Origin of the sequence: Streptococcus sp. 27098_8_51, from assembly GCF_041432205.1 — a bacterium.
Lineage (GTDB): Bacteria > Bacillota > Bacilli > Lactobacillales > Streptococcaceae > Streptococcus.
On the sequence record NZ_JAPVZE010000002.1, the window covers coordinates 97,623 to 123,570 of the forward strand.

General features: G+C 38.2%; 28 protein-coding genes. 24 read left to right on the forward strand and 4 right to left on the reverse strand.

Annotated elements, in window-relative coordinates; all coding sequences use genetic code 11:
- Positions 1-93: 93 nt before the first annotated feature.
- The 4 genes from O3622_RS02540 to O3622_RS02555 form a co-directional block, all read right to left on the reverse strand.
- On the reverse strand, positions 94-219 hold the full coding sequence (locus tag O3622_RS02540; RefSeq protein WP_261407707.1) for a hypothetical protein: 126 nt from the start codon (positions 217-219) through the stop codon (positions 94-96).
- A gap of 73 nt (positions 220-292) precedes the next feature.
- Positions 293-1,342: a radical SAM/SPASM domain-containing protein gene (locus O3622_RS02545; RefSeq protein ID WP_151375782.1), complete on the reverse strand. Its 1,050-nt coding sequence runs from the start codon at positions 1,340-1,342 to the stop codon at positions 293-295.
- Entirely contained in the window at positions 1,332-1,673 is a 342-nt protein-coding gene (locus O3622_RS02550) for a PqqD family protein (protein WP_061411513.1), read from the reverse strand. Before O3622_RS02550 ends, O3622_RS02545 begins: the two co-directional genes overlap by 11 nt.
- 112 nt (positions 1,674-1,785) lie before the next feature.
- On the reverse strand, positions 1,786-2,640 hold the full coding sequence (locus O3622_RS02555; protein ID WP_371606975.1) for a helix-turn-helix domain-containing protein: 855 nt from the start codon (positions 2,638-2,640) through the stop codon (positions 1,786-1,788).
- A 928-nt stretch (positions 2,641-3,568) separates the two neighbouring features.
- Here O3622_RS02555 and O3622_RS02560 point away from each other — a divergent pair.
- The 24 genes from O3622_RS02560 to O3622_RS02675 all read left to right on the forward strand — a co-directional run bounded on the left by O3622_RS02560 (position 3,569) and on the right by O3622_RS02675 (position 25,919).
- Complete coding sequence (locus O3622_RS02560) at positions 3,569-3,991, forward strand: hypothetical protein (RefSeq protein WP_371606976.1); 423 nt, start codon at positions 3,569-3,571, stop codon at positions 3,989-3,991.
- Between the two features lie 142 nt (positions 3,992-4,133).
- Entirely contained in the window at positions 4,134-4,556 is a 423-nt protein-coding gene (locus O3622_RS02565) for a hypothetical protein (RefSeq protein WP_371606977.1), read from the forward strand.
- Entirely contained in the window at positions 4,546-6,216 is a 1,671-nt protein-coding gene (locus O3622_RS02570) for a DUF2974 domain-containing protein (protein WP_371606978.1), read from the forward strand. The genes O3622_RS02565 and O3622_RS02570 overlap by 11 nt, the downstream gene beginning before the upstream one ends.
- Positions 6,197-6,511 (forward strand): hypothetical protein, encoded by a 315-nt coding sequence (locus O3622_RS02575; protein WP_000960732.1) that lies wholly within the window; start codon positions 6,197-6,199, stop codon positions 6,509-6,511. The genes O3622_RS02570 and O3622_RS02575 overlap by 20 nt, the downstream gene beginning before the upstream one ends.
- Positions 6,512-6,524: 13 nt before the next feature.
- Complete coding sequence (locus tag O3622_RS02580) at positions 6,525-6,833, forward strand: hypothetical protein (protein ID WP_000358232.1); 309 nt, start codon at positions 6,525-6,527, stop codon at positions 6,831-6,833.
- A 231-nt stretch (positions 6,834-7,064) separates the two neighbouring features.
- Entirely contained in the window at positions 7,065-7,349 is a 285-nt protein-coding gene (locus tag O3622_RS02585) for a WXG100 family type VII secretion target (protein WP_001173991.1), read from the forward strand.
- A gap of 71 nt (positions 7,350-7,420) precedes the next feature.
- Positions 7,421-10,450 carry a type VII secretion protein EsaA gene (esaA, locus tag O3622_RS02590; protein ID WP_371606979.1) on the forward strand — a complete coding sequence of 1,010 codons (3,030 nt, stop codon included), beginning with the start codon at positions 7,421-7,423 and terminating at the stop codon, positions 10,448-10,450.
- A gap of 11 nt (positions 10,451-10,461) precedes the next feature.
- Entirely contained in the window at positions 10,462-10,926 is a 465-nt protein-coding gene (gene essA / locus O3622_RS02595) for a type VII secretion protein EssA (RefSeq protein WP_049519733.1), read from the forward strand.
- A gap of 66 nt (positions 10,927-10,992) precedes the next feature.
- Entirely contained in the window at positions 10,993-11,232 is a 240-nt protein-coding gene (locus tag O3622_RS02600; protein WP_000434883.1) for an EsaB/YukD family protein, read from the forward strand.
- A complete protein-coding gene (essB, locus tag O3622_RS02605) occupies positions 11,233-12,504 on the forward strand; it encodes a type VII secretion protein EssB (RefSeq protein ID WP_000796947.1) in 1,272 nt (423 codons plus the stop codon).
- Positions 12,505-12,525: 21 nt separating this feature from the next.
- The gene (gene essC, locus O3622_RS02610) at positions 12,526-16,953 is read left to right on the forward strand and encodes a type VII secretion protein EssC (RefSeq protein WP_371606980.1); all 4,428 of its coding nucleotides are present in this window, start codon (positions 12,526-12,528) and stop codon (positions 16,951-16,953) included.
- Between the two features lie 3 nt (positions 16,954-16,956).
- Complete coding sequence (locus O3622_RS02615; RefSeq protein WP_041170803.1) at positions 16,957-17,259, forward strand: DUF4176 domain-containing protein; 303 nt, start codon at positions 16,957-16,959, stop codon at positions 17,257-17,259.
- Between the two features lie 27 nt (positions 17,260-17,286).
- A complete protein-coding gene (locus tag O3622_RS02620) occupies positions 17,287-17,676 on the forward strand; it encodes a hypothetical protein (protein WP_070657058.1) in 390 nt (129 codons plus the stop codon).
- 8 nt (positions 17,677-17,684) lie between these two features.
- The gene (locus tag O3622_RS02625) at positions 17,685-17,963 is read left to right on the forward strand and encodes a hypothetical protein (protein ID WP_125413774.1); all 279 of its coding nucleotides are present in this window, start codon (positions 17,685-17,687) and stop codon (positions 17,961-17,963) included.
- Positions 17,964-17,980: 17 nt separating this feature from the next.
- Entirely contained in the window at positions 17,981-18,277 is a 297-nt protein-coding gene (locus tag O3622_RS02630; protein WP_247925815.1) for a peptidase, read from the forward strand.
- Between the two features lie 11 nt (positions 18,278-18,288).
- Complete coding sequence (locus O3622_RS02635) at positions 18,289-19,614, forward strand: hypothetical protein (RefSeq protein WP_371606981.1); 1,326 nt, start codon at positions 18,289-18,291, stop codon at positions 19,612-19,614.
- 13 nt (positions 19,615-19,627) lie between these two features.
- Positions 19,628-20,425 (forward strand): hypothetical protein, encoded by a 798-nt coding sequence (locus O3622_RS02640; RefSeq protein ID WP_371606982.1) that lies wholly within the window; start codon positions 19,628-19,630, stop codon positions 20,423-20,425.
- A 121-nt stretch (positions 20,426-20,546) separates the two neighbouring features.
- Positions 20,547-20,948, forward strand: a complete 402-nt coding sequence (locus O3622_RS02645; protein ID WP_049478807.1) for a hypothetical protein — start codon at positions 20,547-20,549, stop codon at positions 20,946-20,948.
- A gap of 13 nt (positions 20,949-20,961) precedes the next feature.
- Positions 20,962-21,759 carry a hypothetical protein gene (locus tag O3622_RS02650; RefSeq protein ID WP_070657071.1) on the forward strand — a complete coding sequence of 266 codons (798 nt, stop codon included), beginning with the start codon at positions 20,962-20,964 and terminating at the stop codon, positions 21,757-21,759.
- 239 nt (positions 21,760-21,998) lie between these two features.
- Positions 21,999-22,964, forward strand: coding sequence for a hypothetical protein (locus O3622_RS02655; RefSeq protein ID WP_371606983.1), 966 nt, complete (start codon positions 21,999-22,001; stop codon positions 22,962-22,964).
- A gap of 204 nt (positions 22,965-23,168) precedes the next feature.
- Positions 23,169-23,855: an XRE family transcriptional regulator gene (locus O3622_RS02660; RefSeq protein WP_084936754.1), complete on the forward strand. Its 687-nt coding sequence runs from the start codon at positions 23,169-23,171 to the stop codon at positions 23,853-23,855.
- A 3-nt stretch (positions 23,856-23,858) separates the two neighbouring features.
- Positions 23,859-25,274: a Y-family DNA polymerase gene (locus O3622_RS02665; RefSeq protein ID WP_000540275.1), complete on the forward strand. Its 1,416-nt coding sequence runs from the start codon at positions 23,859-23,861 to the stop codon at positions 25,272-25,274.
- A complete protein-coding gene (locus O3622_RS02670; RefSeq protein ID WP_042902009.1) occupies positions 25,271-25,633 on the forward strand; it encodes a hypothetical protein in 363 nt (120 codons plus the stop codon). Before O3622_RS02665 ends, O3622_RS02670 begins: the two co-directional genes overlap by 4 nt.
- Positions 25,626-25,919 carry a DUF5960 family protein gene (locus O3622_RS02675; protein WP_251464328.1) on the forward strand — a complete coding sequence of 98 codons (294 nt, stop codon included), beginning with the start codon at positions 25,626-25,628 and terminating at the stop codon, positions 25,917-25,919. The genes O3622_RS02670 and O3622_RS02675 overlap by 8 nt, the downstream gene beginning before the upstream one ends.
- The last annotated feature ends 29 nt before the right edge of the window (positions 25,920-25,948 follow it).

A 25,948-nucleotide genomic window follows, 5' to 3' on the forward strand; every position in this document is an offset into this window, starting at 1 on the left:
TTAAGATAAAAAGGTAAGCAAAGAATGATATAAGGTATAAACATTTCATCATTCTTTGCTTTGCCTTTGACACCTACTAAATCTAAAAAAAGATTAGTTATTACTTGTATCAGCAACAATATGGGAACTTCCACCACTACATAATGCTGACTTGGTCATACTAACAACAACAGTTGTTTGTTTGACTACTAATTTTGGTTTTTTAAAAACTTTAGCCATAACTGATCTCCTTTCTATCTTGTAGTATTTATATTCCTCTCTCCAGAGGGGTTGAAAACATCCGATTGATACATTAACAGTGAAAAGTAGTAGTACCGATACTTGAATAATAATCTTGGTTGACTAGTCTCGCTCTTGCTACTTGCCGTTCAGATTTTAAGCAGCCCCATAGTGATTTATCCTCAAGTAATGCTACTCCACTGCATCTGTTGCAATATTTATTAAGAGGACAACTTGTACACTTTTCTAAATCAGTAAATTTTTTATTTTGAATCTGATGTAAGGTAGTAGAGTTTAGCCAAATTTCCTCAATTGGAGTGGTTAAGATATTTCCAAGTGGTATGTTTAAATTGTTACAAGCCAAAAAATTCCCGTTTGATTCGATAGTGCAACTATATCTAGTCGCATTGCAGACATACATAGTGGGATTGTTTTCAAAACATTTAAAATTTCTAATTTGGTCTATTTTTACTATATTTTCATTCAAAAATTGGTCACTTACACGGAATGTAGATGGAGTTGAGTTGCCATCAGTTTTAAAAAATATATTTGTTGTAACTAGATGCTTGAAGTTCATATTCTTACAAAATATAGATACTTCGTCGATACAATCTTGATTAGTAGTAAGAATAATCTGCTTTACTTCAACGGGAATATTATACTTTCTTAGCAAATATAAATTGTTTATAGTCTTTTTCAGAGAGCCTTTAACTGAAGTTATTTGATCATGAATGATTTCATTCATTGAAAACACAGTGCAGGATACTTGTGAAATATTTAATTCAGCCAATGCTTTAATTAGATTTTCATTTAACAGCGAAATATTCGTAAATAATTTTACATCAAAAAACATCTCTCGAGCATCTCTAATAATATCTATTATATCAGGTCTCGTAAATATTTCACCACCCGTAAAGAGTAGTTCAAATGTTCCCATTTTTCTTAAATCTTGAAATAAATCATAGAGGCATTCTCTTGAAAGACCTCTATTTATATATGATGGAAGGTAACAATGTTTACAACGCCAATTACATCTCGTCGTCAATTCAATAGTGACAGATAACAGTGTTTTGTTTTTTGAAGCTAGAGAGTATATGTCGCTTTTATAGAAATTATAATTCATAAATCAGTCCATTATCCAAAAGTTCTAGTACGAAATTGTCTACCAAATATTTAATTTCAGTAATATTACAGTTATATATTTCAGAAAGATTTTGTAAAACTTGACTGTATGTTGTATCTTTTGAAAAAGATAGCCATATATCTTTTGATGAATCCTCAAGGAGAAACATTTTGTTTATCTTTTTATCTAAAATGTATACTACTTCCGTAGTTGGCTCCATTTGCCAAGCCAAGTGTTTGCAATAGTAATATTTTTTTGATAACGAAGGGATTGATACATCAGTTACTGTCGGTTTAGTTTCGACCGCTTTATGTTCCTCTATACTAGTCATATTATTCCTTTTCTCTTTCAATTGTAATGAAAACTTTACAAAACTAGTATACCAGTATATATCCCTAATTCTAGTTTGTCCCAGATTTGCACTTTTGGTTATTGTTTTAGGACTACTCCAAAATATTATTCAAATGCTCTTCATATCGTTCTGCAAGCTTTTCACATTCTACAGCACGCATAAAACCTATTACCTTTCGCATTTTTAAGATGGACTGTTTAGTATAATCTTTTTTAAATTCGTAAAAAGAGCTTGCGTATCTAAAAATCAATCGTTCATAAATTTCAGATTCATCAAAATTAAAATGAGAAATTTGCATTTCAAAGTATTTTGCATCTACCAAATGATTTTTTTCAGTGCAAATAATAAATGAATTTAGAGCCATGCTAGCAATTACTCGTCTATAACTTGGTATATCATGATAAAATTCCGTTCTGTGCAACATTTCTTTAGACAAAAGTAGAAAGGTTTCGTGGTTAAAAATATACATAATATTTCCAAATAATAAAATCTCAAACATACCCCAAAAATCAACACTAAATAAGTAATCAGTTATTTTTTTTATATCAGTATCATTGAAATATTCTTTATTAGATAGCTCTTGTAATTTTATTTTTAGAAAAATAATTTCCATTTCCGAGAAAGTGGATGAGTTACTATTTTCTATACGTTCAATCAATAGTTTATGTAATCTTGTCACATTTCTATTGAGAAAACATTGCTTAACTTCATCTACTATTTGGTAGAAACGGTCTCTTTTATAATCATTAGCTGCATACATAAATTCTTCTATTGGTACATTTATTTGTTCAAGAGCTAATAAAAATTTTGAAGTGGTTAAATCTGTTTCTCCTTTTTCGAATCGAGATAATTGTGAACGTGAAATTCCTTTGTGTTCTATGTCTCTAAGGGTAATTTTTTTTGCTTCCCTATATAACTTGTATATTTCTCCAAATTTTTTTACCATTTCATACCTCCGAAAGCAAATATGGGACAAAATTCAAAGGAACTTTGTTATGAGATAAAATATGATTAAATTATAGCATATAATTAAAATTAGTTAATAATTTATTGAAGGAGGTTGCTCATGAATTTCCCGACTAAAATATTTATAATGATTTTGCTGGAAATTATTATCATTATTGCCTTATAATTGATATAAAAAATTGGAAAGTGTCTGAAAAATTTATAAAATAATCTTGATCATGTAAATGTTTACTGACTTATCTCTTCATAATGAGTTTTTGACCAACCACAATAAAAATTTAAATGGTGTGAATTTTTCGGTAAAATCTAGCTCAAATCGTGTATTTTTAGGGTAAAATTCACACCATTCAACTGAAACTTATTCAAATTAGATGAAATTCTGTTTTTTGTAAATGTGGGAAAACATTGATTTTAAGAGGATATTGAAACTTATTCAAATAAAAGTGTTTCCAACCAGGTCTTAAGAAAGCTCGTAAAGCATCACAATTTAGTAAACGTTAATTCGAGAGAATTACTATACTTACAGAGAGCACCTTTCGAGGTGTTCTTTTTTATATTTTCATACTAAATTGGTGCAATCTGACAAAGTCAGTTGCCTCAGAACGTTAATCAATACGATACTATCAACGTTCACAAGCACTTCATGATTCACACTATGAGGTGTTTTTGATGATTTTTAGCACAATTCACACTATTGTTTCTTTGCATTCAACTCAAATTCTTCTGGTCAAATTATTAACAAATCTTCAAGAAGAGTGATTGGTGAAATAGGCTGTTTGAGGCTTTTATGCTATACTAGTTTTAATGACAATCTTCTATTTCTAAAGCAACAATAGATCCGTAATTTGTTTTTAATTAAGGAGTTTGGGATTGTAAGAGGGAGATGATATATCTGAAGGAGTATCAATATGAAAAAACGTGCCTTGATTTTACTGGTTTTGTCCATTGTAGTATTTGGAGGAGGCGCATGGCTAGCACAGGAAACAAATCTATTTGGAGGAATAACTCTGAGCCCACGAGCCAAGCAGTTGGCTTATTTGAAAGAACATGAAGAAGATATGGCTGATTTTGTCAAGTCTTTAAGTCCTAAAGTTGAAAGTGTTCAGTTCGATTGGGATAGTATGAAGGTTAGTCAAGTAGGAAATGGAACTCCACAAGGTGGTGGCTATATGTTGACACTTAGAGGAAAGGTAAATAATAATGATAAGACGAAATTCATGGTTGGATTTTCTTTAGACAATAATGCAAACAGTATACCAAAGGAATTTGGAATTTATGAAATGCAGTCTATAAGAATTTATAGGGATGGGGGATGGTATTATTATGACTAATAGTAATTTAAAAACCTTTGATAATTTTTACTCAAATTTAACATTCTCTTCATTCCCCACTGACTCCGAATACTTGCTAAAAGTATTTTTTTTTACATTCATGATATAATATACTTAGATTCCACTATATAGGAGGAAAGAGATGAAAAAACGTACCTTACTTTGGCTAGTTTTAGCCCTTGTAATATTTGGAGGAGGAGCATGGATGGCACAAGAAACAAATTTATTTGGAGGAATAACTCTGAGTCCGCGATCTAAGCAGTTGGCTTATCTAAAGGAGCATGAAGAGGAAATTGTAAAATTTGTAAAGTCTAAAAATTCAAAGATTGAATCTGTTCAGATGGATTGGAATAGTTTAACTGTTGAACAGATAGGGAATGGAACTCCACAAGGTGGTGGTTATAATCTATCAGTGAAGGGTTCTTTTAATTATATAAAGGATTCTGACTTTACAATAGATTTTCGATTAAAAACTAAAAATGATGTACCTTCAATAGAACGGATTGGCATGTACAATCCCCCTAGAGTGTTAAAAAATGGAGGTTGGGACAAGTATGACGGATAGTAATTTAAAAGATTATAACAACTTTTATGCGGATTTAGCACAGTCGGCTTATAGGGGGAGACCAAATACTTTATCACGCTATAATAATGCTTTAAACTGGACTTTAATAGATTATTCACAAGATATAGTTGACGATGGTGAAATCACTCCCGGAGGTAAAAAACTTCCTCATGATGGTAAAGTCTACTTGCAACCGGATCCTGAGTTGCGAGATACTTATAAAGTCACATCGACACCAGTTCCTGATACGAATGGGATGAGGCAGGATATTCACCACAAGCGTTATCAAAAAGGATTGTTAACTGATGATGAAGCTGGTTTTAGTGCCTACTACTTAACGGATACGCCGACCTTAGGGTCAGATACTACGAAAACCTATATGACCATCCGCGGAAGTGATGCTATCAGTATGGAGAATTGGAACGACTGGGTTGACAATGATGCGAAGTTTGCCCTTAACCACATCCATATACCGCAAGCCAAGTTAGCAACAGCAGGTATGAAATCTAAAATCGCAGAGATGACTGAAAAAGCTCCGCAAGCTACGATGGACATCACAGCTCACTCCCTAGGGACCATTGTCTCTGCGCAAGGGGTAGCTGGACTCAGTGATCAAGAACTGAAGAAAATCGGCAAAGTCGTTCTCTTTGACGGTCCAGACACGACAAAGAGTTTAAAGAAAATGGGACTCAGTGACGAGAAAATCAAAAAGATTAGCGAAAAAATCGAGTACTATGTCAATCCTTTTGATGTTGTGGGGATGCTTAATCGTGAGCATACCATCACCAAATTACCTGGGGATTCCGATGAACCACTTAAGAAACCCGTCGGTAAAGTCAATGTCCTTGTCCCCTTGCATTATACCCAGATTACTGATCCGGAAAGTTCCCATGACTTTGGTGTTTTCCAATCGGATGGAAAGGGAAATTTATTGACTGCGTCTGAGGATTTTCACCCAGAATTGCTCAGGGCAGGTGAAAAGCTGGCTAGACTGATAGCGACAACGTTGGATTCCCTCCGGGCTTTAGGAGTCGATGAAAATGTAGCCTCAAATGTTTTAAATGCCATTATGAGGGGTGAGTTTAAAATAAAGGCAGCTATTGGTTATGCCGTTTACGAGAATTTTACAACTGAATATAGTAAGATCGTCGAAGAAGCTCGTCAGGAATCTATAAAGTGGGATCGAGAAGCTATTCCTCGTTATCAGGAACAACTGAGAAGCGGCAATCTTTCAGGAAATCAAAGAATCTTGGTTCGAGCTCAGTTGCTTCAGACAGCAGCCCAGTTGGCAAATTTTGACATGGAAGACAAAGTTAAATCTGTGAAAACTTTACTTTCAGATGCTAAGGAAGATATTCAAAACATGATAAAAGAAACAAGACAGACAGCGTTTGACATGGTTGGATATTTGTCAAGTTCAGAAGTTACAAATCTACTTTCTGGTTTTGACACAACAAGCTTTTGGGATGAAGGCGTTGCAAGTGACACGAAGACAGCAGCAACATCCTTCCTGACACAAATTGAGCAGCTAGGGGAAAGCCTGGTTAAAGCTAGTGGTTCCTTTGAAACCATAGATACAAATAGTGCTGAAGATTTTAACAATCTATTGGCGGATGTAAAACAAACATGGAGGGGAAAGAATGTTAGTCCTAACGGATGAGGATACTTTAATTACAAGAGAGCAACTCGACAGAGGCTTCAAAGAAAGAATGAAGGAACAAGAACGCCAAGCAGTCAGGGCCTTAGTAACTGCAAAAGAACTGTCAATCCTTGCTAAGGGAGTGGAGTTAGCTAAAAAGTTACAAGAAGCAGCCTCAGATATGCATGAGTACGCTTCGAAGACTTATGTAAACAATATTAAGGGTGGATTTGAGGGCAAGGCTGCTGATGCTGCTGAAACTTACTTGACTCAGACCATGCAAACCCCTACTTTACAAAGTCCAATCAAAAACTAGGAGAAAACTTGTGATGGATAAAAAGGAACTTCAGAAACTAGAGGATGAGCATAATCGTAAATTACGAGACTTAGAGCGTTTAGAGATGGATTTGGATGATGATTTCCACAAGTTTAGTAGGGAGACGGATCATCTCCTAGAGGCGCTTTCCTATGCATGCAGAGACAGTAGTTTTGCTGAAATTCAACCATATATCTTTGAGATAGAGAACAATTTGGATAACTATCATCAACTTTACAAGAGTCGTATAGAGAATGTGTTGGAAGCTCGTCATCAAGAGAATAAAAACTTTCATAGAAAGTTAGAAGAAAAGAACGTTTGACAAATATACCTTATAAAAGAAGGATGATATGAGTTTGTTATACTTTGTTATTATAAATAAAAAAAGAAGTAATTATACAAGAAAAGTAGATAATTTAATCTTTCTTACTAGTTTTTAGATGGAAATAGCTCTTATTTTTTTTATAAATAGAATAAAAAATGAATTTTAAACTTGCAATTGAGGCAAATTATTGATATAATGAGGGCATAAATTAATATAAAGGAGTTTCACATGGCTTTAATTCAATTAACAACAGAAGAATTGCGCACCTCTGCTCAAAAGTACACTCAAGGTTCTGAGGAAGTAAGACAAGTACTTCGTACATTGACTCAAGAGCAAAATACTATCCGAGACAACTGGAAAGGTGCTGCTTTTGAGAGCTTTGATCGCCAATTCACAGAATTGTCTCCAAAAATTGAAGAATTTGCAACTTTGCTTGATGAGATCAATGCACAGTTGAACAAGGTTGCTGAAATTGTTGAACAAAACGACCAAGATCTTGCATCACAAATTTAATTTGTTATATAAGTGGCTTTAGGAGGGCGAGAGCCTTCCTATTTTTTATGATGGAGAAGATTTAAAGTAATATGAGGAAGAATAGAATTTTTAAATATATAGGAAGTAGTCTGTTAGCATTAGGATTGCTGGCATTGATTATTTTTTTGAATCTATCTGTTCAAAAAAATACGACTATTCATAATGAGAATAGTGCAAAAGCAAATCAACAGACCAAATTAAATGTGGCTATTGTAAATGAAGATAAGCCTGTCTATGTTGATACAAAAGAGTATAACCTAGGTGCTAGTTATGTAAAAAATATCGAGCGTGATAATTCACAAAACTGGTCTGTTGTCCCTCGTGGAGCTGCAGATACTGGATTAGAAAGTGGAAAATACCAACTCGTTTTAACAATTCCTAGTGACTTTTCTGAAAAAATACTCGATATTAACAGCATCAATGTTGATAAGACAACCATCAATTATAAGGTGAATGCGCAAGGAAATTTGCAAGTAGAAAATGATGCAAATAAACTAGCGAAAGATATTGTTGCTGATTTGAATGGTCAGTTAGTCGATATGTATATGGCTAGTATTTTGAACAACCTTTATACAGCACAAAAGAATGTTCAAGCTAGCTCACAGATACAAGCGACCAATATCGGAAACTATCGTACGAATTTATATAATACAGCTATCAACTCTAAAAATCTTTTCCCAACTCTCTATAGTATGTCTAGTTCTTCTGTTGACGCCAACAGTGCTTTAAAGACAGGTTTGGATAGTTATTCTCAGATTTTTGGTCGTTATGACGTTTCACAGATTGCCTATGGTAAAAAACTTGACACTCTGCTTCAGGATAGGGTCACTGAGAAGAAAAATCATGCGGATGTTATCACTGGGCTCATTTCTCAGAGTCGGGAAGACGTTAAGGGACAAATTGAAACTTATAAGGAATTAATTAAAGCTCAAGGTAATCTGACTTCTAATATAGATGGGACAGCAGCATCTTCTGATGGTACGTCATCTGAAGTTAGACCTTCCTATAAAACAGTCGCAGAAAGCATCGGCAAAAAGATTGAGAGTTTAAAGAACAATCTAACAGATGAAAGAACCAAGTTTGAAAATCATAAAAAGGATATTCATAACTTTATTGATGAGAAATTAGCTGCTTACTATGGAACAAGTGAGAAGAGCAAAATCACTCTTAAGCAATTTTTGGATACAGCTGCAAACAAAGACCTAGAGAAGGCTGTAGAATCTCTCAAAGAGCAGTTGGCTTCTGCAATCTCAGAATTACCAAAAGAAGACTTTAGTGGAAAAGAATTTAGTGGTTTTGGTATGACACCAATCACAATTCCTTCTGTAAACTATACTGAATTAAAAACAATCAAAGAGCCTAGTGACGAAATCAATTCGACTGATTTGAAGAATTTGGAAGATCTGGCAATCACGAGTACGAGTGCTGTTGGACGAACAGGAACAAAGGCTAAGGTATCGTGGAAAGCTGAATCAGGAGTGACAGTTCACTCAGTCACTTATGATGGTACACCAGTTGAGTTTGGTCAAGAAATTGATTTGAAGACGGGTGGGACTTTTAAAGTAGCCTATAGTGTTGCAGAGACAACCTCAACTACAACTACAGGTTCAACCGGGACTCCAAGTCCAGCTCCAAAAGCAGAGCTAAAATCAATTAATATTTCCTTGAATGATGTCCAAGCAGCCAGTGCTCCAGTAGATGTGTTACGTGTTCAGCAAGCAGCAGTGACTTATGGACAAAAGGTTCAGAAAATAGCTTCTGACTACCAAAAGGTGGAAGCACTCAGACAAGCATACAATGCTGTCAAAGAGTTACGAGATAGTGATGTAACAGATGCTTTGTCAAATATTTGGCTTGAAGCTATTAGTTCAAATCTGAAGAAATATGAAGACAGCTTAACTACACCTGCTAGCGATACAGATAAAGAGGGTGCTAAAGAGAAAGTAGATAAAGCCTTATCAGAATTGACTACTCTCAAGCCTGTTTTAGAAAAAAATGTGCAGGATGTTTTGACTACCAACCAAGAATTGAATACAAAAATCAATGAACAGTTAGAGTTGTACAAGAAGTTGGAAAAGAAACTAGATGATTTGGTTGAGAAGCAAGGGGGGAGCAATTCTGCTTTTGAAGAGACTAATAATCAACTGAAAACTCTAAATACTGATTATGCAACTCTCTTATCAGAAACTAAGGGTGTGAAGGAGTCTTCTCAAAGCAATGTCAAGGCGGCTGAGTCTGTGAATGAAACTTTAGGTAATTTCAATCGTGAATTGTCAAACGCTCAAACAAGTACTGAAAAGTTGTCACAAGATGCTGACTCCTTGATGACGCAGTTTAACGAAGAATTGACTAACAATGGAAACTTTGTAGAATCCTTTGTGAAGGTTCTGAATAATGCCTATCAAAATGGGGTACCAAACGAAGTATTGTTGAACTTCTTATCCAACCCTGTTACACAAAATGCTACTTCAGTGAAAGCGACTGTCAATGTTTACCGTCCATTTACATGGATTTTACTATTGGAGATTGTTAGCCTCTTTACAGCCTATCTGTTTGCAACTCAAAACGTTATTCGCAAAGTCAAAGATAAGTTCAAACTTGATAAGTTACATGATACAGACTTGATGACGGTAACCATCCTGTCTGCTTTAAGTCTCGTTGTCGGATTGGTAGTTGGTGTTGTATCAAGTGTTCAGCTACAGGTTGGTCGTGAGTATCAACCATCTTGGGTTCTATTAATTGTTTTAGCCGCATTTGTACTGATTCAAGGACAATATCTATTGCTTAAACATTTCCGAGTGATTGGTATGGGTCTCGCCTTCTTTATGATGATTAGCTTTGTCTACCTATCAAATGCTATTGGGACAACAGCAAGTCTAACTGGTTTCCCAGCATTTATCAAAAATCTCAATGCGTTATCGATATTAGAAGGTTTGCTCTCAGGATACTTTGATGGACATCCAGCAGCAATTATCGCTTTTGTTGCAACGATTGTTGTCATAGCTGTTTTACTTGTTATAAATGTTTTTATCAGAGAAAGTAGTTTGTGGTTTCAAACAAGCCAAGCTGAGAAAGAATAGAAATTAGAAATATGAAGAAAATCATTCTTTTCCTTCTTACCTTAGTAACATGTGCAGCAGTCTCTGGGGCTGCTGCAGATGATTTGAAGGATAACAGTCTGCAGATTGATGATTCCCGACTTGAAAAGAAAGAGGGATTGAAATTTGGTCTACAGTCTGAACAAATCAAGGAGCTTTTTAATGAAGCGACTCAAAAGAGGTTGCAGGACATGCAACAGCATCAAGAGGAACAGTTGATCACAGAAAGGGGCCAACTGTTTTCTGCTATACAGAGACCAGTGAAAAAATCTTCTGAAGAACAGTTGTTTCAGCCCAATGCTCAAAAAACAATTAAATTTCAAACAAATATAGGCCATGTAGAAAAAGGTGGTCTGAATGAATTTCTTCCAGAGATATTCTATGTGGTGTTGATTTTCTTGCTTTTTGGAGCAACGGCAGTAATGAGTTATCGTGTGATGGTAGAAGGGATGGACTAATTTTACAACTAGTCTGTCTAAATAACTTAGAAAAGGATAAACCAAACATAGGAGGCGTGAAAAAAGGTGGAGCAACATATCAATATTACCCTACGTTTGAGAGAAAGAGATGTGGATATTCGCATTCCACGGCGAATTGAAGTGCGCCGGCTGGTGCGAGAAGTGGATACGATTTTTAATCCAGGTATCAAGCGAAAAAAATATCAATTAAGAATTGTCAATAAAGGTTTGTTGATTGATGAAGGGAAACATCTGTCTGATTATCCTATGACGACAGGAGATTTAGTAGAAATTGAGGAGATATAGGTGGCTGAAGAAAAATTTGAATTTGGTGGACAGTCGTTTGTCTATGAAAAAAATGAAACAAACTGGGAATTAAAACTCAAACGTTCAGATGTTGCGAGTCAAGATTTACGGGAACTCTTACTATTGGATTTGCATCATCCATTCTTTTTGGAGCAATCGATGGTGTCTGATGAGGATAGTGTCACCTTCTCCTATCAAGTCGAAGCTCATGGACTGACTTATGAGGAAATAAAGGAACGTACCATTTCGGAAAGAATCCGTTTGGCCCTAAACGTTTTTCGTCTAGAGGGCGCCTTGGAGTTACCTGTGACTTTCCTTTTGCACCCAGTAAATCTCTTTATTACCAAGGATGCTCAGGCTAAGATTGCTTATCGTGGAATTCCTGGTCTGATGGTTCCTCAATCCATATCCTCAGAAGATTTTTTACGCCAGGCTAAATGTTTTACAGTAACACTATTTAGCGATTTGGATTTCATGGATCTTTATAATGGTTCCTTGGAATTAGAGACCTTGCCCGACTTCTTAAATGACCTATGTCAGGCAGATGATATAGAGGCTGCAGTAGCTGTTTTGGAGAAGTACTACACGGAGAAGGCTGCGAAAGAACGGGCAGATTTGGTCTTGGTTCCAAGTAGACGCCATCGTGTCTTTAAACTGGCAACGATTTGGTTAACAGCCAGCGTTGTCTTGTTGATCGTTCCACTTATCTATCTGATTTTTGTGCAAAATCCTTTCAAAGAAAAGATGTTGCAGGCAGATACTGCCTTTATTAAAGTGGATTATAGTGGTGTTATTACAGAATTAGAGAGAATTGATCCAGCTAGCTTACCGAATACGCAAAAGTATGAGTTGGCTTACTCTTATATTCAGGGGTTGGAATTTTCTTCTGAACAAAAGAAAGTCATCTTGAACAACGTAACACTCAAGTCAGATGAGCTTTATTTGACTTACTGGATCCAGGTTGGGCGCAATCGTTTTGAAGAGGCTCTTGATATTGCGAAACGGATTAACGACAGTGACTTGATTCTCTATGCTTTGACTCAGGAAATCAAGCAGGTTCGAGAAGATGGCAACTTGTCAGGGAAAGACCGTGAAAGTAAGTTGAATACTTTGGAAAGCGAGTATAAGAAATACTGGGATAGTCGAAGTGAGCTACTAACGAGTGAATCAAGCTCCAATGCTTCTACAACTCCTAACCCTCAAGACAAGGCTTCTGAAAGCAAACCTTCATCTGAGAAGAAACCTGTTCCAAGTAGCTCCTCTAGCAATTAAAGTAGACCAAGGAGAGAAATTATGAAAAAACAAATCATTTTCTACAGCCAAGGTCTGCGTTATGAAGTAGAACTGAGTGCAGATAAGACGGTCTTGATCGGGGCGACTGAAAAGGCCCAAGTCTACCTTTCTCAACAGGAAAGACCGATTCAGCTCAAGGTCGATGGTGACGAGGTCTTTTATCAGTACGACGATGAAGCAGGACTCTTGAAAGATGGTCTGCGTTTGGGTGAGGTCGTCTTTTATCTCCGAGAAGGGGAGCCAAGGGTTTATGACCTTTTGGATTTATCAGAGTTTCAGATTGGCTCTCAAAGAGGTGCGTTGATCACACTAGATGGAGATGTTGAACTCTTACTTCAAAAATCCCAAAATCAATGGACGCTAACTCGACTAAAAGGCGCATTTTATCGAAACAATCATCTGGAACAAATGGACCAGCAATTGATTGGTTTTGGAGATGAGTTGAGTCTAGGGGCGGTGACGATCAAGTTCTATCCTGATGAAGTATGGGTCCAGGGTCCTGCCCAAGTTGGGCCACAACTGACTCTGAGAGAACCATCTCGATATGGTTTTTATGAAGATTATCCAGATTATCATCGTTCTCCACGGATCATCTATCGTGGTAGCGAGGATAAAATCTTGATCAATCCCCCAGGCCAGGAGCCGGTTAAGCCGAGTGATGAACTGTTAAAGCTGATCGTTCCTCCTTTGATGATGGTCGGAGTAACCGTCTTGATCACCCTGATTCAACCTCGAGGGATCTATATTCTTGCGACAGTAGGGATGTCCATAACCACAATGATTTTTTCTATCCGTGGTTTCATCAAAAATCGTAAAAAGTACAAGGCTGATAAGAAGGAACGGGTCGATCTCTATCGTCTTTACCTGAAAGATAAGGTCAAGGAATTGACTCGTCTGGAACGAGAACAAAAAGAAGGGATGCACTATCATTTTCCAACGATTTTAGAATTGACGGACTTGGTTGAGAGTTACAATCACCGGATTTATGAAAAGACTCCCTTGCATTTTGACTTTTTATACTATCGTTTGGGACTCGGGAAAATGCCGACTAGCTATGACTTGAAATACGGTCAACAGGAGCGTAGCGGTAAGAAGGATGCTCTAGAAGAAGAGGGTTACGCTCTCTATAGTCGTCACAAAAAGATCCCAGATATGCCAATCCCGGCAAACCTTAGCCATGGACCGGTGGGTTATATTGGACCTAGAAATCTTGTCCTAGAACAACTGCAGCTTTTGGTGATGCAGCTAGCGACTTTCCATTCTTATCATGATGTGCAGTTTATTACGATCTTACCTGAAGAGGAAAAAGAGCAATGGTCTTGGATGCGTTGGCTACCTCATGCTAAACTGCAAGAACTCAATGTCCGCGGTTTTGTCTACAATCAACGAACACGGGACCAAGTTCTGAATAGTTTGAACCAAATCTTGAAACTACGCCGTAGTCAAAAGGAAGAAGCAACCCACAAGGAGAGCACCCTCTTCCATCCCCATTACGTGGTTTTAGTGACCGATGAAAAGTTGATTTTGGATCATATCATCATGGAGTTCTTTACCGAAGATCCAACGGAATTAGGCTGCTCTCTCATCTTTGTAGAGGATGTCATGAGTTCCTTGTCTGAGAACATCCAGACAGTGATCAATATCAAGGACCGTAATACAGGCCAACTGGTCATGGAAGAAGGAGTTTTGAAAGAGACGGACTTCCGTTTGGACCATTTCCCAGCAGATTATGACAAGGAGCGGATCGCCCGTACCTTGGCACCGCTCAATCACCTCCAAAATCTTAAGAGTTCCATCCCAGATTCTGTGACCTTTATGGAAATGTATGGGGCGGAGACCTTTGAGGATTTGCAGGTATCGAGCCGTTGGAAAAAGAACGCACCTTACAAGAGTTTGGCTGTGCCAATTGGTCTGCGTGGTCAGGATGACCTGGTTCAGCTCAATCTACATGAAAAAGCCCATGGACCTCATGGTTTGATCGCAGGAACGACTGGTTCAGGGAAGTCGGAAACTATCCAATCCTATATCCTATCCCTCGCTGTTAACTTCCACCCTCATGATGTGGCTTTCTTGCTGATTGACTATAAGGGTGGTGGGATGGCCAATCTCTTTAAAAACCTGCCTCACCTCTTGGGGACGATTACCAACTTGGATGGTGCCCAATCTATGCGGGCCTTGGCTTCGATCAATGCGGAGATCCATCGTCGTGAACGACTCTTTGGAGAGTTCGAAGTCAACCATATCAATCAATACCAGAAGAAATTTAAAAACGGAGAAGCGACAGAACCGCTCCCTCATCTCTTTCTCATCTCAGATGAGTTCGCAGAGCTCAAGGTCAACCAGCCAGACTTTATCAAGGAGCTGGTATCCATCGCGCGTGTCGGACGTTCCCTCGGGGTCCACTTGATCCTAGCTACTCAGAAGCCATCTGGTGTGGTGGATGACCAGATCTGGTCCAACTCTCGCTTTAAGATTGCCCTTAAGGTGGCGGACCGTTCGGACTCGAATGAAATGCTTCATACACCGGACGCGGCCGAGATCACCCAGACAGGTCGTGCCTATCTACAGGTCGGAAATAACGAAGTCTATGAACTCTTCCAGTCAGCCTGGTCAGGGGCAGATTACCAGCCGGACAAGGACGATATGGGGATCGAGGACCACACCATCTACTTGATCAATGAATTGGGCCAATATGAGATTTTGAATGAAGACTTGTCAGGCTTAGAAGATGTGGATGAGATCAAGGAAGTTCCGACAGAGTTGGATGCGATAGTGCACCATATCCAGCTCTTGTGTGAAGAACAAGAGATTCCTCCAGTACCACAGCCATGGTTGCCACCGCTCAAAGAGCGAATCGCACTAGACGAACTGGAAGAAGTGCAACCGACAGTAGCCTGGACACAAGAGAAACCACTCTCTGTCCTCTTGGGGATGGCGGATATCCCGCAGGCCCAGAAGCAGGAAGCTGTCTCTATCAATCTCTCCAAGGATGGTCATATCCTCCTCTACGGAAGTCCGGGTACAGGAAAGACCACCTTCCTTCAGACTGCTGGTATGGACTTGGCTCGCAAATTCAGTCCCAAGGCTCTTACCATGTACTTGATGGACTTTGGTACCAATGGTTTGGCTCCATTGTCCAAGCTTCCACAGGTGGCAGATACAATGCTTTTGGACCAAACGGAGAAAATCTCTAAGTTTGTACGAATCATGGAGCGCGAACTCAACCGTCGTAAGAAACTCCTTGCGGACTATGGTGTTGGGACCTTAGACCTCTACCGTCAGGCCAGTGGTCAGGAAGAGCCGGCTATCGTCATCCTCTTAGATAGCTATGAAGCCTTCAAGGAAGAAGCCTATGAGGCGGAACTCTTCAAGCTCTTGGTGCGTATCTCTCGTGAAGGTCTCAGTATCGGGGTTCACCTCTTGATGACAGCCGGTCGTCAAACCAACCTTCGTGCTCAGCTCTACTCGAACTTCAAGCACCAGTTGAGCCTGCCACAAAATGAGGCAGGTGAAGTGCGGGCAATCGTGGGCTCTACACCACTTGCTATGACTATGGAAGATATCAAGGGACGTGCCCTTATGAAGCGTGAAGAGGTGGATGTCATCCAGCTGGCACTCCCAGTTTATGGAGCCAATGACACCCAAGTTCTCAACAACCTACGTCAGGAAGTCGCTTCCCTCCAAGAAGCCTGGACCGGCCAGCGCCCAAGTGCCATTCCGATGGTGCCAGAGGAGTTGACGATGGATGTATTTCTCAATCTGCCTACAACTCAAGAAGCGATTCAAAATCATGCATTACCGATTGCAATTAGTTGCGAGGAAGCTGAGATTATCCCAATTAATCTATCTACATTAAAAAATATTGTAGTTTTATCAGAAAGCAAGCAATCTCTTCAGTATTCAATTTGTCATCTAGTTAGTGTAATTAATCACTGTCTAGACAATGGTCATGTATTGTTAGTAGACTCTAACGAAGAGTATTCATTCTTAAAAGAAAAGGCAAATGCATATATTTCAGGAGAAGAAATCTTAGATCTATTTAGTAATCTTGATAAGGAGATAACAAACAGAAAAGAAACTCCAAAAGATGTTCAAACTTTCATCGTTATACCGGACCTGACTTCTTTTGTTGAAAAAGTTTCTATATCTGAAGATGAATTTTATCAATTGTATATTAATGCTTATAAATACGGTCTGCACTTTATTACTGCGGGTTCAAAATCAGTATTCTTTAAGGTAAATCCTGTGATTAAAGTCATTAAGGAAAATATTACAACAGCAGTTATTGCTATGCGTTTATATGATCAATCAATTGTGGAACACAATTCAAATAATAGAGAGAAAAAATTAGAGTGGGATCAAGCCTACATTTATGATAAAGGAAGAACTCAAAAAGTAAAATTAATCAAACAAGAAATCGAGGAATAAATTATGTCAGAAAAACTTTACCCATTAGGAACAGTAGTGTATTTAAAAGAAGGAACAGAAAAACTCATGGTTATCGGTCGTGGGGTCGTTTACCAGGATCAGGAAACAAACTCTGAGATGTTTGTAGATTATATGGGTTGTCTTTACCCAAGTGGTATCAATCCAAATAATACAATATTCTTTAATCAAGAAAATATTGATCGAGTTGTTTTCAAAGGTTTTGTGGATGAAGAGGAAGAACGTTTCATAGAAATTTATCAAAATTGGGAGAAGTCTCTTACGATCCCTAAAAAGAAAATAGATTAAACAAAACTCTGACGGAGGTGGTCGTAGATGAATTATAAGGAAAGAATTGCTGCTTTGAATACTTTTAAAACTGCCATAACAGAAGGAGATACAACAGATAGTGTATCAGGTGTTTCTACAGATATTTCTGGTTGGGAAGGTAATGCTGATTCGAAGTTTGATGATTATGTTCTAACAATTAAGGCCGACTGTGCAGATATTTCTGCCAAAAAGGCAAGTTTTCTTAGTGAGGTTGATGGGAGAATATCCCAAATTCAAGCGATGTTTGATCTTGATGTTGCTTTAAATAGTTGGAGATTGGGCATGGTGTACGATTCAAAAGATTCGGCAAACAATAAAGCTCTAGTATATGATTCTATTAGCCAAGCTGATTTGGATTCGAGTGTACGTGATTATCTATTGGGTATGGTTTATTAGGGGGTAACATGACTACTATCAAGATGGACAAAGAAACATTTGTATCATCGGTTGAGAAATTGATACAAAACGTTGATAATTATACAAAAAGTGTGACAACTTCTGCTTCCCAATTTAGTTTATTTCAAAGTGATTTGTTGGGGGACGGCTATACTAAATTATTTAATAAAGTAGATTCAGAATTAAAAAACCAAAAGCTCTTAGTGGCAGAATGCATTGTATTGTCTGAAAGTGCAAAAAGTTTTGCTGAAGAGATTTCGTCTGCTGAATCTTCTGTTTCATTTTGAGTGAAGGGGGATAGATTATGGCAGAAATAAAATATATCGCAGATCAACATAAACAGTTTCAAGATGAGTTACAAAAAATTGGGGATGGGTTTGATAACCTGATTACAGAATTAGGGAATGTTAAAACATCCGTTAGTTCAAATCTTAAGGGTGAAGCAGCTACTGCATTGGAAACTGCAATTAATGATTTAACTGCAAAATTAACAAAAGCAAAGACTAATTGGCATACGACCAATGAAAATGCGAAAAAAGTAGAAGAGATCATCAAAAAAGCAGATGAAGATGCTAAGAAGATAGTGGATGAGCAGAAATAAGGAGGATTTGCATGGCTGATGGAGTATTTACAATTCCAATGAGTGAGTATTACAGTAAATCAAGTGAGCTTAAGGGGAAAGTTTCAGATTTGATTACTGATGTTGAAAATAATTTTTTAAGTAAGGTTAGTGCGAATATTGATACACTGGATGAACAAGATATCAGTGTTGTAGAAGGCTTTGCCTCTTATACGAACGCTAAGAGCAAATTAGAAACTCTGAAAGAATATGAGACACAACTAACGAAGATGTCCTCGGAAGGAGATAGCAATCCTCTAAATGGAGTGGTGAGTCTAGATAAACAGTATAGCGCCAAGTTTTTGGATGTTTCAAAAGGAGCAGACTCTCAAACGGTTGCATCAGCTATTTCTGCAATTGACCGAAATATTAGTTCACAAGCAGAGGTGATAAAAGCGAGAGAGAGTTTTCTTGCTTTTATATCCAGTTTGACAGGAATAGGTGAAAAAGAAGCAATCGCTAAAATCCTTGGGATAGATGTCAAAGATCTTGGTAAGTGGGCGAAAGCTGCGGCAGATAGAATCAAGGGTGCTGATGATTTTTCGAAATTACTAGACACTTTATATACAGGAAGTGGTAAGGGAATATCATTTCAAACACTCTTATATAGTAAAGAAATAGGTCAAGCCCTTCAAAGCTCCCCGTTGGTAGAAAAAGTATTAACCTTTATGATGGATCTGCCCGATGCACTAAAAAGCACTAAATGGGTTAGTAAGTTAAGTAAGCTTGTAGGGCCTGTTACAAAGGGATTCAAACACGTCAAAACAGCAGCATCTTTTCTAATGGGAGAGTATGCAACAGGGCTTGGTAATATAGCAAAGGATTTTATAAAAAGTGACAAGTTTAAAATCGGGGGAGAAATTGTAGGTTGGGGTGTATTGACCGTGGAAGAGGGAGTCAATATCTATAAGAACTATAACAATTCCAAGACCGATTCCAAGACAGCTGTAGGAAAAGTTGGAAAGTCTGTGCTAGGTGGTACCATTGATACCATCTCTAACGTTGGCCCCCTAGATGGTATGTGGCTTGGAGCTAAGGCAGGAACTGCTTTGGGGGGGAATGTGGTTGCTGGAGCCATCACTGGTCTTGTAGTAGGTACATTTAATCTTGCAGGATCTGTATTCTTCCCTGAACAGAAAAAGGCTTTTTATGACGGAGCTAAAAATTTAGCTTATGGTGCTGTGGACGTGGTAGAATCAGGAGTGGAATCTATCGGGAAAGGAATCCACCAGGGCTTGGAGACTGTCAAAAGTGTGGGCAAGAGTGTTTCTGATTTTTTCAATGGTGGTCTGAAGGCCGCCTCATCCTTGTTTGGATAATAGGAGAGAATAAATGGATAAGATACAAAAAGATATTAATGATGCACTCGATCCAACTCGAAGATTAAACTTAGTAAAGATAATTTTTGTAGCGCCTTTTTTTTCATTGATGATTATGCTTGGGACATCTTTACCGATAAACCTATTTCGAATGGCTAGTGAAGCTGGACATGAACTAGTTACGCAATTGACATCAGTTGAAAAAGGTCTCATTCCCCCAGATAGTTTCTTTGGTTTTCTATTCTTGTTTTGTTGGTGTTATTTTATTTGTTGTTATATCATTACGAAAAGAAATCGCATTAAAGCCTATTTAATGACTCAGATTTTTCAATTATTTTTGCTCGTAATTTTATATTATAGTTTGTTTATAGCCGCCTTGTATCTAATCCCTCTAGTAGCAGTTCGTATCGTCTACTGGATAGGTTTTGTCTTATCACTGATTTACCTTATCTATATCCTTGTTACTAAGCAACGCGCTAAAAAAGATTTTTTTGCTTCTCTAAATATTAAAAAATTTTTGAATGTTATTTTGTTCTTATGGTTGTTGATGTCTGGAATCAATCTCTTTACCCATGGTCTTAATAACCTTCTGGCACATTTGTTGCTTGCTTTATTACCGATTTCACCTATTTTCTTAGGCCTATTTTTGGTATCATTTTTTAAATCCAATGTAGTAACTCTAGAGAACTTGAATACAGTCAATAAAAATCAAGAGAAATACCGTGAAGAGTATGGCTATACCATCGAAGAATGGTATGGAAAGAAGTCAAAAATGTACAAGGACCATGTCAAGAAGTCTAAGAAGAGATAAAGGTTTATAGGGACTATTTCTAGTCTCATGAAACTAACCACCTGAAACAAATTCAGGTGGGTTTCTTTTGCTTTTCTCATCTTCTCACGGTATCGCTCGTGTGGTATAATGGAGAAGAATATTGTTTCTGTTTGGTAACGATCCCAAGACGGCTGTAGGGAAAATCGGGAAGTCTGTGATCGGTGGTACCATTGATACCATATCTAATGTTGGTCCCTTAGATGGTATGTGGCTAGGAGCTAAGGCAGGAGCACTAGGAGGGGTTCCAGCATTTGGAGCCCTCGCTGGCTTTGCTTTAGGAACGCTTAATCTTATCGGTTCTGCAGTTGCACCAGAATTTAAAAAGTCTGTTTATGACGGAGTTAAAAATTTTGCTTATGGTGCTGTGGACGTGGTAGAATCAGGAGTGGAGTCTATCGGAAATGGAATCCACCAGGGCTTGGAGACCGTCAAAAGTGTGGGCAAGAATGTTTCTGATTTTTTCAATGGTGGTCTGAAGGCGGCCTCATCCTGGTTTGGATAATAGGAGAAAATAAATGGAAGAAAAGCAAAAAGATATTAATGAAGCACTAGAAACAACGCGAGGATGGAATATATTAGTAATGATTTTCGTAATGCCATTATTTCTTGGTTTATGTATACTTGCACCTCATCTTGCGATTAGTTCAGGAATATATATGAGTAAGAATAGTATAACTTTTTTGCAGCCGCTTACTGAATTAGAGTATCAACTAATCATCCCAGAAAAAGTTTTTGGTATTTCATTTTTTGTTTATTGGGCGATGTATATGATTATGTATATCATTTCAAAAAGAAATAGAATTTATGCTTATATACTCAATTTACTCGTCTTATTCACTCTTATTCATTTAAGCATTTTTGGACTATTTTTAGGCTTGCAATTCTTTGTTCCTTTTTTAATCATTCGGATTATTTATTGGCTAGCTTATTCCGTAGCAGTTGTCTATATTATTTATAGTCTCATAACAAAGTCATATACTAGAGTTTTTGATATTGACAAGGAGAAAATAAAGAAATATACAAATGTTATCTTGGCTTTATGGTTTATAAATTTTATTGCTGGTATTCTTATTTCAGGGTTTAAAAATTTACTTGCTCATTTACTTTTGGCTATATCACCCATCGCTCCAATCTTTCTCATTATTATCTTAATATCATTGAGTAAATCAACATTCTCTTCACTATTTAATCTTAATGAAGTTAATAAAAACCAAGAGAAATACCGTGAAGAGTATGGCTATAGCATCGAAGAGTGGTATGGAAAGAAGTCAAAAATGTACAAGGAATACGTCAAGAAGTCTAAAAAGAGATAAAGGTCTATAGATACTATTTCTAGTCTCATGAAGCTAACCACCTGAAACAAATTCAGGTGGTTTTCTTTTGCTTCTCTCATCTTCTCACGGTATCGCCCATGTGGTATAATGAGACAAGGGTTGCTCCTCGTTTCAGACGAGTTTATGGATTTCAGGATAAGTTAGCAGGTGAGACGAGTATTTCTGTCAGTCTCCTATCTACCTGTTAACAACTGTCCAAAGTAAAAGGAGATTGTAGCTTGGTTTTATTAGTATTAGTGCTTTTGGTTTTGCTCATTCTAATCTTAAAAAGGAAACAGAAAACTGCTAAAAAATCTGAAGGAAACGCCAAGAAAAGAAATTGGCTATTAATAGGTTGCTTATCCATAGTGATCCCAATGGTAATCTTCACAGTGTTCAGTCCGATTTTTTCTCTAATGGATATGTGGGGGCTGTTTGCCCATGCAAGTCGAACTGAGATTGAGCAAGCTGTGCATCGTTCTTATCAAAATTACGGTCTTACAGGACAGTTTGAGTTAGAAAAATACGAGAAAAACTATACAAGTGTGGGAGGATTTATAATCCATGGTACCTATAGTGAAAATATAGCTGGAAAAACCTATCAGGTTAAAACTCGATTTAAATACTATACTCGCTTTTCGAAAAGTGAAACATATGGAAAGACAGATGCAGAGGTTGATCACAAAAATGATAAAAAAATTTATGATGTTTTCCCAGAATTAGCCTATTTAGGGATTGAAGTTAGTCCAGGAACCAGCGAGTTTTTAAAAACACTGGACAGTTCAATCAAAGATCCTCAACTTCCTGATTTGAAGTATCAAGGTATTGGTTTTGAATTTAATAACCAATCTGATAATATCTATCTTTATAATGAAATATTAGAGGAAAATCAAAGCAAGGGCCAAGCTCTGCAAGGAATGTATCCAATGGATGCTCAATATCTGTTCCAAAAAGAGATTTTTATACCAACATTTGAATTTCAGTATTTCGTTCCAAAAGAAAAAAGAGATCTCTTGTATGATGACTATCTAAAAGAGCTTGAAGCGCTCATGAAGGAATTTTTTGCCAACCAACCCCTACCACGCGGTCTTTATGCTGTCAAAATTGCTAAGTATAAAGAGGATAAACTTGTCAGTGATAGTGGTGTATACTATGTGAAGATTGAAAATCGTCAAGTTGTAAAGCTGTTGCAAAAATTAGAGTAGGAGTTGCTAGGTCTAGGTCAGTTTTTTGTTCATAATTTCCAGTTGTGTCTGTTAAAATTTGATTTTCCCAGTGGACAATCGTCCACTTTTTTTATATAATAAAACTAAACCAAATTGGTTGAGTTTTAGAGATGTAAGCTCAACCGTCGATTTGTTTTTCTAAGAGAGATATTCTCAATAAAACATCACACTAGGGGGTGAATCATGTACCAACCAGAAAAACTCAAAGCTCGGAGAAAAGAGTTAAAATTGACACAGAAGGAAATTGCAGAGGAATTAGGGATTAGTTTTCAGGCTTACTCGGCTTGGGAACGTGGAATTAAGGAACCATCCAAGGAGAAGGTTGCTCAGCTAGAGAATATTTTAAAGGTGGCAAAAGGCTATTTTACTCAGATCGAGATTGTTCGTCTCTACAATAGCCTCTCCAAGCAAGGGAAGGACAAGGTTGTGCTCTATGCTCGCAACCTGGCTCAAGAGGAACAAACACAGAAGGTGACGACCATGCCAGAGCGCCTCTACGAGTACCGTGTCTATGAACGCATGTCAGCAGGGATTGGGGCTTCGGTCTACGGTGACCAGAATTTTGATACGGTCTACTTTAACGAGGAGTTGGCCCATGATTTTGCATCTTGGGTATCTGGGGACTCTATGGAACCTAAATATCAAAATGGTTCAGTGGCTCTGATTCGGGAAACAGGATTTGACTATGATGGGGCAGTTTATGCAGTAGTTTGTAACAACCAGACCTATATTAAACGGGTCTATCGGGAGGAAGATGGCCTGCGTCTGGTATCGATCAATCCTAAATATAAGGACATTTTCATCTCCTATGAGGAAGATCCTCGGATTGTGGGGATTATCGTTGGGAATTTTGTGCCGATGGAGGGTTAGCCTATGGGCTACTTTGATTATTCCAGAGAGCCCAAAAGTGATATTGCCTTTGTCGATATGAAATCTTTTTATGCCAGCGTTGAGTGTGTGAAACGGGGCTTGCATCCGCTGAAGACCTCGCTTTGTGTCATGAGTCGCGCGGATAATTCTACTGGCCTTATCTTAGCTTCCTCTCCCATGTTTAAGAAGATTTTTGGCAAGTCCAATGTTGGCCGGGCCTATGATCTGCCTTTTGATATCAAAACGCGCAAATTTTCCTATTACAATGCTCGAAAGCAAGGCTTGCCTACTGACTTAGACTATGTTCGCTACATCGAAGATTGGGCTCAAGTGACTTTGGTTGTGCCACCTAGGATGGATGAATACATAGCGGTCAATATGGAAATCCAGCGAATCTTTCAAAACTATGGTAGTCCAGATGATATTTATCCCTACTCTATCGATGAGGGCTTTATCGATCTGACTAGTTCGCTCAACTATTTCATCCCAGACAAGAGTATCTCTCGCAAAGACAAGCTAGATATGCTTTCTGCTCGCATCCAGAGGGATATTTGGAGGCAGACAGGGATCTACTCTACAGTGGGTATGTCCAATGCCAACCCCTTACTGGCCAAGTTGGCTCTGGATAATGAGGCCAAGCACACTCCGACCATGAGGGCCAACTGGTCTTACCAGGATGTGGAAGAGAAGGTTTGGGCCATTCCCAAGATGACGGACTTTTGGGGGATTGGCAGGCGGATGGAGAAACGCTTGCATGCTCTGGGGATTTTTTCCATCAGAGAATTGGCCACCAGTAATCCAGACCAGCTACAGAAAACACTTGGTCAGGCTGGCCTGCGTTTGTGGTTTCATGCTAACGGGATTGATGAGAGCAATGTTCATAAGCCCTATAAAGCCAAGTCTCAAGGGTTAGGAAATTCTCAAATCTTGCCGAGAGACTACGTGAAGCTACGGGATATCGAAATTATTCTCCGAGAAATGGCGGAGCAGGTGGCTATTAGACTGAGAAGGGCGGGCAAGAAAACAACCCTTGTCTCTCTCTATGTTGGTTTCTCTAAACTGGAGGTCAGGTCGTCTATTCACACACAAATGAAGGTCGAACCGACCAATAATACAGCTATCTTAACGGATTATGTTTTGAAGCTATTTCATAATAAATACACTTCTGGAGCGATCAGAAGTGTCGGAGTCAACTATTCAGGATTTGTGGACGAGTCCTTTGGCTTGATCTCCCTCTTTGATGATGTTGACAAGTTAGAAAAAGAAGAAAGGCTCCAGACGGCTATTGATGCCATTCGGGAACAATTTGGTTTTACCTCCCTCTTAAAGGCCAATGCACTGGAAGAAGCCTCTAGGAGTCTTGCCAGAAGCAAGCTGATTGGGGGGCATTCTGCTGGAGGATTAGATGGACTAAAATGATTGATCGTTCTTATTTACCCTTTCAATCTGCGCGTGACTATCAAGATCCAGGGATGCAGAAGTGGATGGGCTTTTTCCTCTCAGAGCATACTAGTTCACTCAGTGAAGAAAGAAATCGGGTTGCTTTTTCGACGAGTTTGAATTCCGTTGAGAAGCTACTCTTGCTTTCGCAGCTTTATGTAGGGCAACTGAAGGGATGCTTTGTGGTCAAGGAAAGAAGGCATAAAACCACGATCATTGGTGAGGTAAGCGAATTATCACCTCAAACTCTATCTATTAGGACCAATGAGGGCTATAGGCTGGTAGAGGTAGTAGATGTCCTCGAAATTCGACTGTGGGAGGAGGGAGTGTATGACTAGAAAAGACTTGTATGAAAACAAACTGCAGATGGATTATTTTTCAGATAGTTATATCCGCTTTGAAGAGGATTTTCAAAAATACTCTGCTATGAATGTTCCCTTGACTTTTTTGATCGATGATATCCTACGCACCATGGCTATGAATCAGAAGAACTACTTTGTCTTAAACAAGGAAAATGCCAAGGATGGGCGGGAGCATCGCTTTTATTTTAGGGTGGTGACGGAAAAAGAGTGTCCCAGAAATCGAACCTATGCATACGCTGGAGTCAAAAATAGTAGTCAGTAGATCTAGGTGTGGAAGAGGAAAGTTTGATT

Bases quoted from the DNA above. Each gene is read 5' to 3' on its own strand.
- O3622_RS02540 (WP_261407707.1), bottom strand. From the start codon at position 219: ATGGCTAAAGTTTTTAAAAAACCAAAATTAGTAGTCAAACAAACAACT.
- O3622_RS02545 (WP_151375782.1), bottom strand. From the start codon at position 1,342: ATGAATTATAATTTCTATAAAAGCGACATATACTCTCTAGCTTCAAAA.
- O3622_RS02550 (WP_061411513.1), bottom strand. From the start codon at position 1,673: ATGACTAGTATAGAGGAACATAAAGCGGTCGAAACTAAACCGACAGTA.
- O3622_RS02555 (WP_371606975.1), bottom strand. From the start codon at position 2,640: ATGGTAAAAAAATTTGGAGAAATATACAAGTTATATAGGGAAGCAAAA.
- O3622_RS02560 (WP_371606976.1), top strand. From the start codon at position 3,569: ATGAAAAAACGTGCCTTGATTTTACTGGTTTTGTCCATTGTAGTATTT.
- O3622_RS02565 (WP_371606977.1), top strand. From the start codon at position 4,134: ATGAAAAAACGTACCTTACTTTGGCTAGTTTTAGCCCTTGTAATATTT.
- O3622_RS02570 (WP_371606978.1), top strand. From the start codon at position 4,546: ATGACGGATAGTAATTTAAAAGATTATAACAACTTTTATGCGGATTTA.
- O3622_RS02575 (WP_000960732.1), top strand. From the start codon at position 6,197: ATGTTAGTCCTAACGGATGAGGATACTTTAATTACAAGAGAGCAACTC.
- O3622_RS02580 (WP_000358232.1), top strand. From the start codon at position 6,525: ATGGATAAAAAGGAACTTCAGAAACTAGAGGATGAGCATAATCGTAAA.
- O3622_RS02585 (WP_001173991.1), top strand. From the start codon at position 7,065: ATGGCTTTAATTCAATTAACAACAGAAGAATTGCGCACCTCTGCTCAA.
- esaA (WP_371606979.1), top strand. From the start codon at position 7,421: ATGAGGAAGAATAGAATTTTTAAATATATAGGAAGTAGTCTGTTAGCA.
- essA (WP_049519733.1), top strand. From the start codon at position 10,462: ATGAAGAAAATCATTCTTTTCCTTCTTACCTTAGTAACATGTGCAGCA.
- essC (WP_371606980.1), top strand. From the start codon at position 12,526: ATGAAAAAACAAATCATTTTCTACAGCCAAGGTCTGCGTTATGAAGTA.
- O3622_RS02615 (WP_041170803.1), top strand. From the start codon at position 16,957: ATGTCAGAAAAACTTTACCCATTAGGAACAGTAGTGTATTTAAAAGAA.
- O3622_RS02620 (WP_070657058.1), top strand. From the start codon at position 17,287: ATGAATTATAAGGAAAGAATTGCTGCTTTGAATACTTTTAAAACTGCC.
- O3622_RS02625 (WP_125413774.1), top strand. From the start codon at position 17,685: ATGACTACTATCAAGATGGACAAAGAAACATTTGTATCATCGGTTGAG.
- O3622_RS02630 (WP_247925815.1), top strand. From the start codon at position 17,981: ATGGCAGAAATAAAATATATCGCAGATCAACATAAACAGTTTCAAGAT.
- O3622_RS02635 (WP_371606981.1), top strand. From the start codon at position 18,289: ATGGCTGATGGAGTATTTACAATTCCAATGAGTGAGTATTACAGTAAA.
- O3622_RS02640 (WP_371606982.1), top strand. From the start codon at position 19,628: ATGGATAAGATACAAAAAGATATTAATGATGCACTCGATCCAACTCGA.
- O3622_RS02650 (WP_070657071.1), top strand. From the start codon at position 20,962: ATGGAAGAAAAGCAAAAAGATATTAATGAAGCACTAGAAACAACGCGA.
- O3622_RS02660 (WP_084936754.1), top strand. From the start codon at position 23,169: ATGTACCAACCAGAAAAACTCAAAGCTCGGAGAAAAGAGTTAAAATTG.
- O3622_RS02665 (WP_000540275.1), top strand. From the start codon at position 23,859: ATGGGCTACTTTGATTATTCCAGAGAGCCCAAAAGTGATATTGCCTTT.
- O3622_RS02670 (WP_042902009.1), top strand. From the start codon at position 25,271: ATGATTGATCGTTCTTATTTACCCTTTCAATCTGCGCGTGACTATCAA.
- O3622_RS02675 (WP_251464328.1), top strand. From the start codon at position 25,626: ATGACTAGAAAAGACTTGTATGAAAACAAACTGCAGATGGATTATTTT.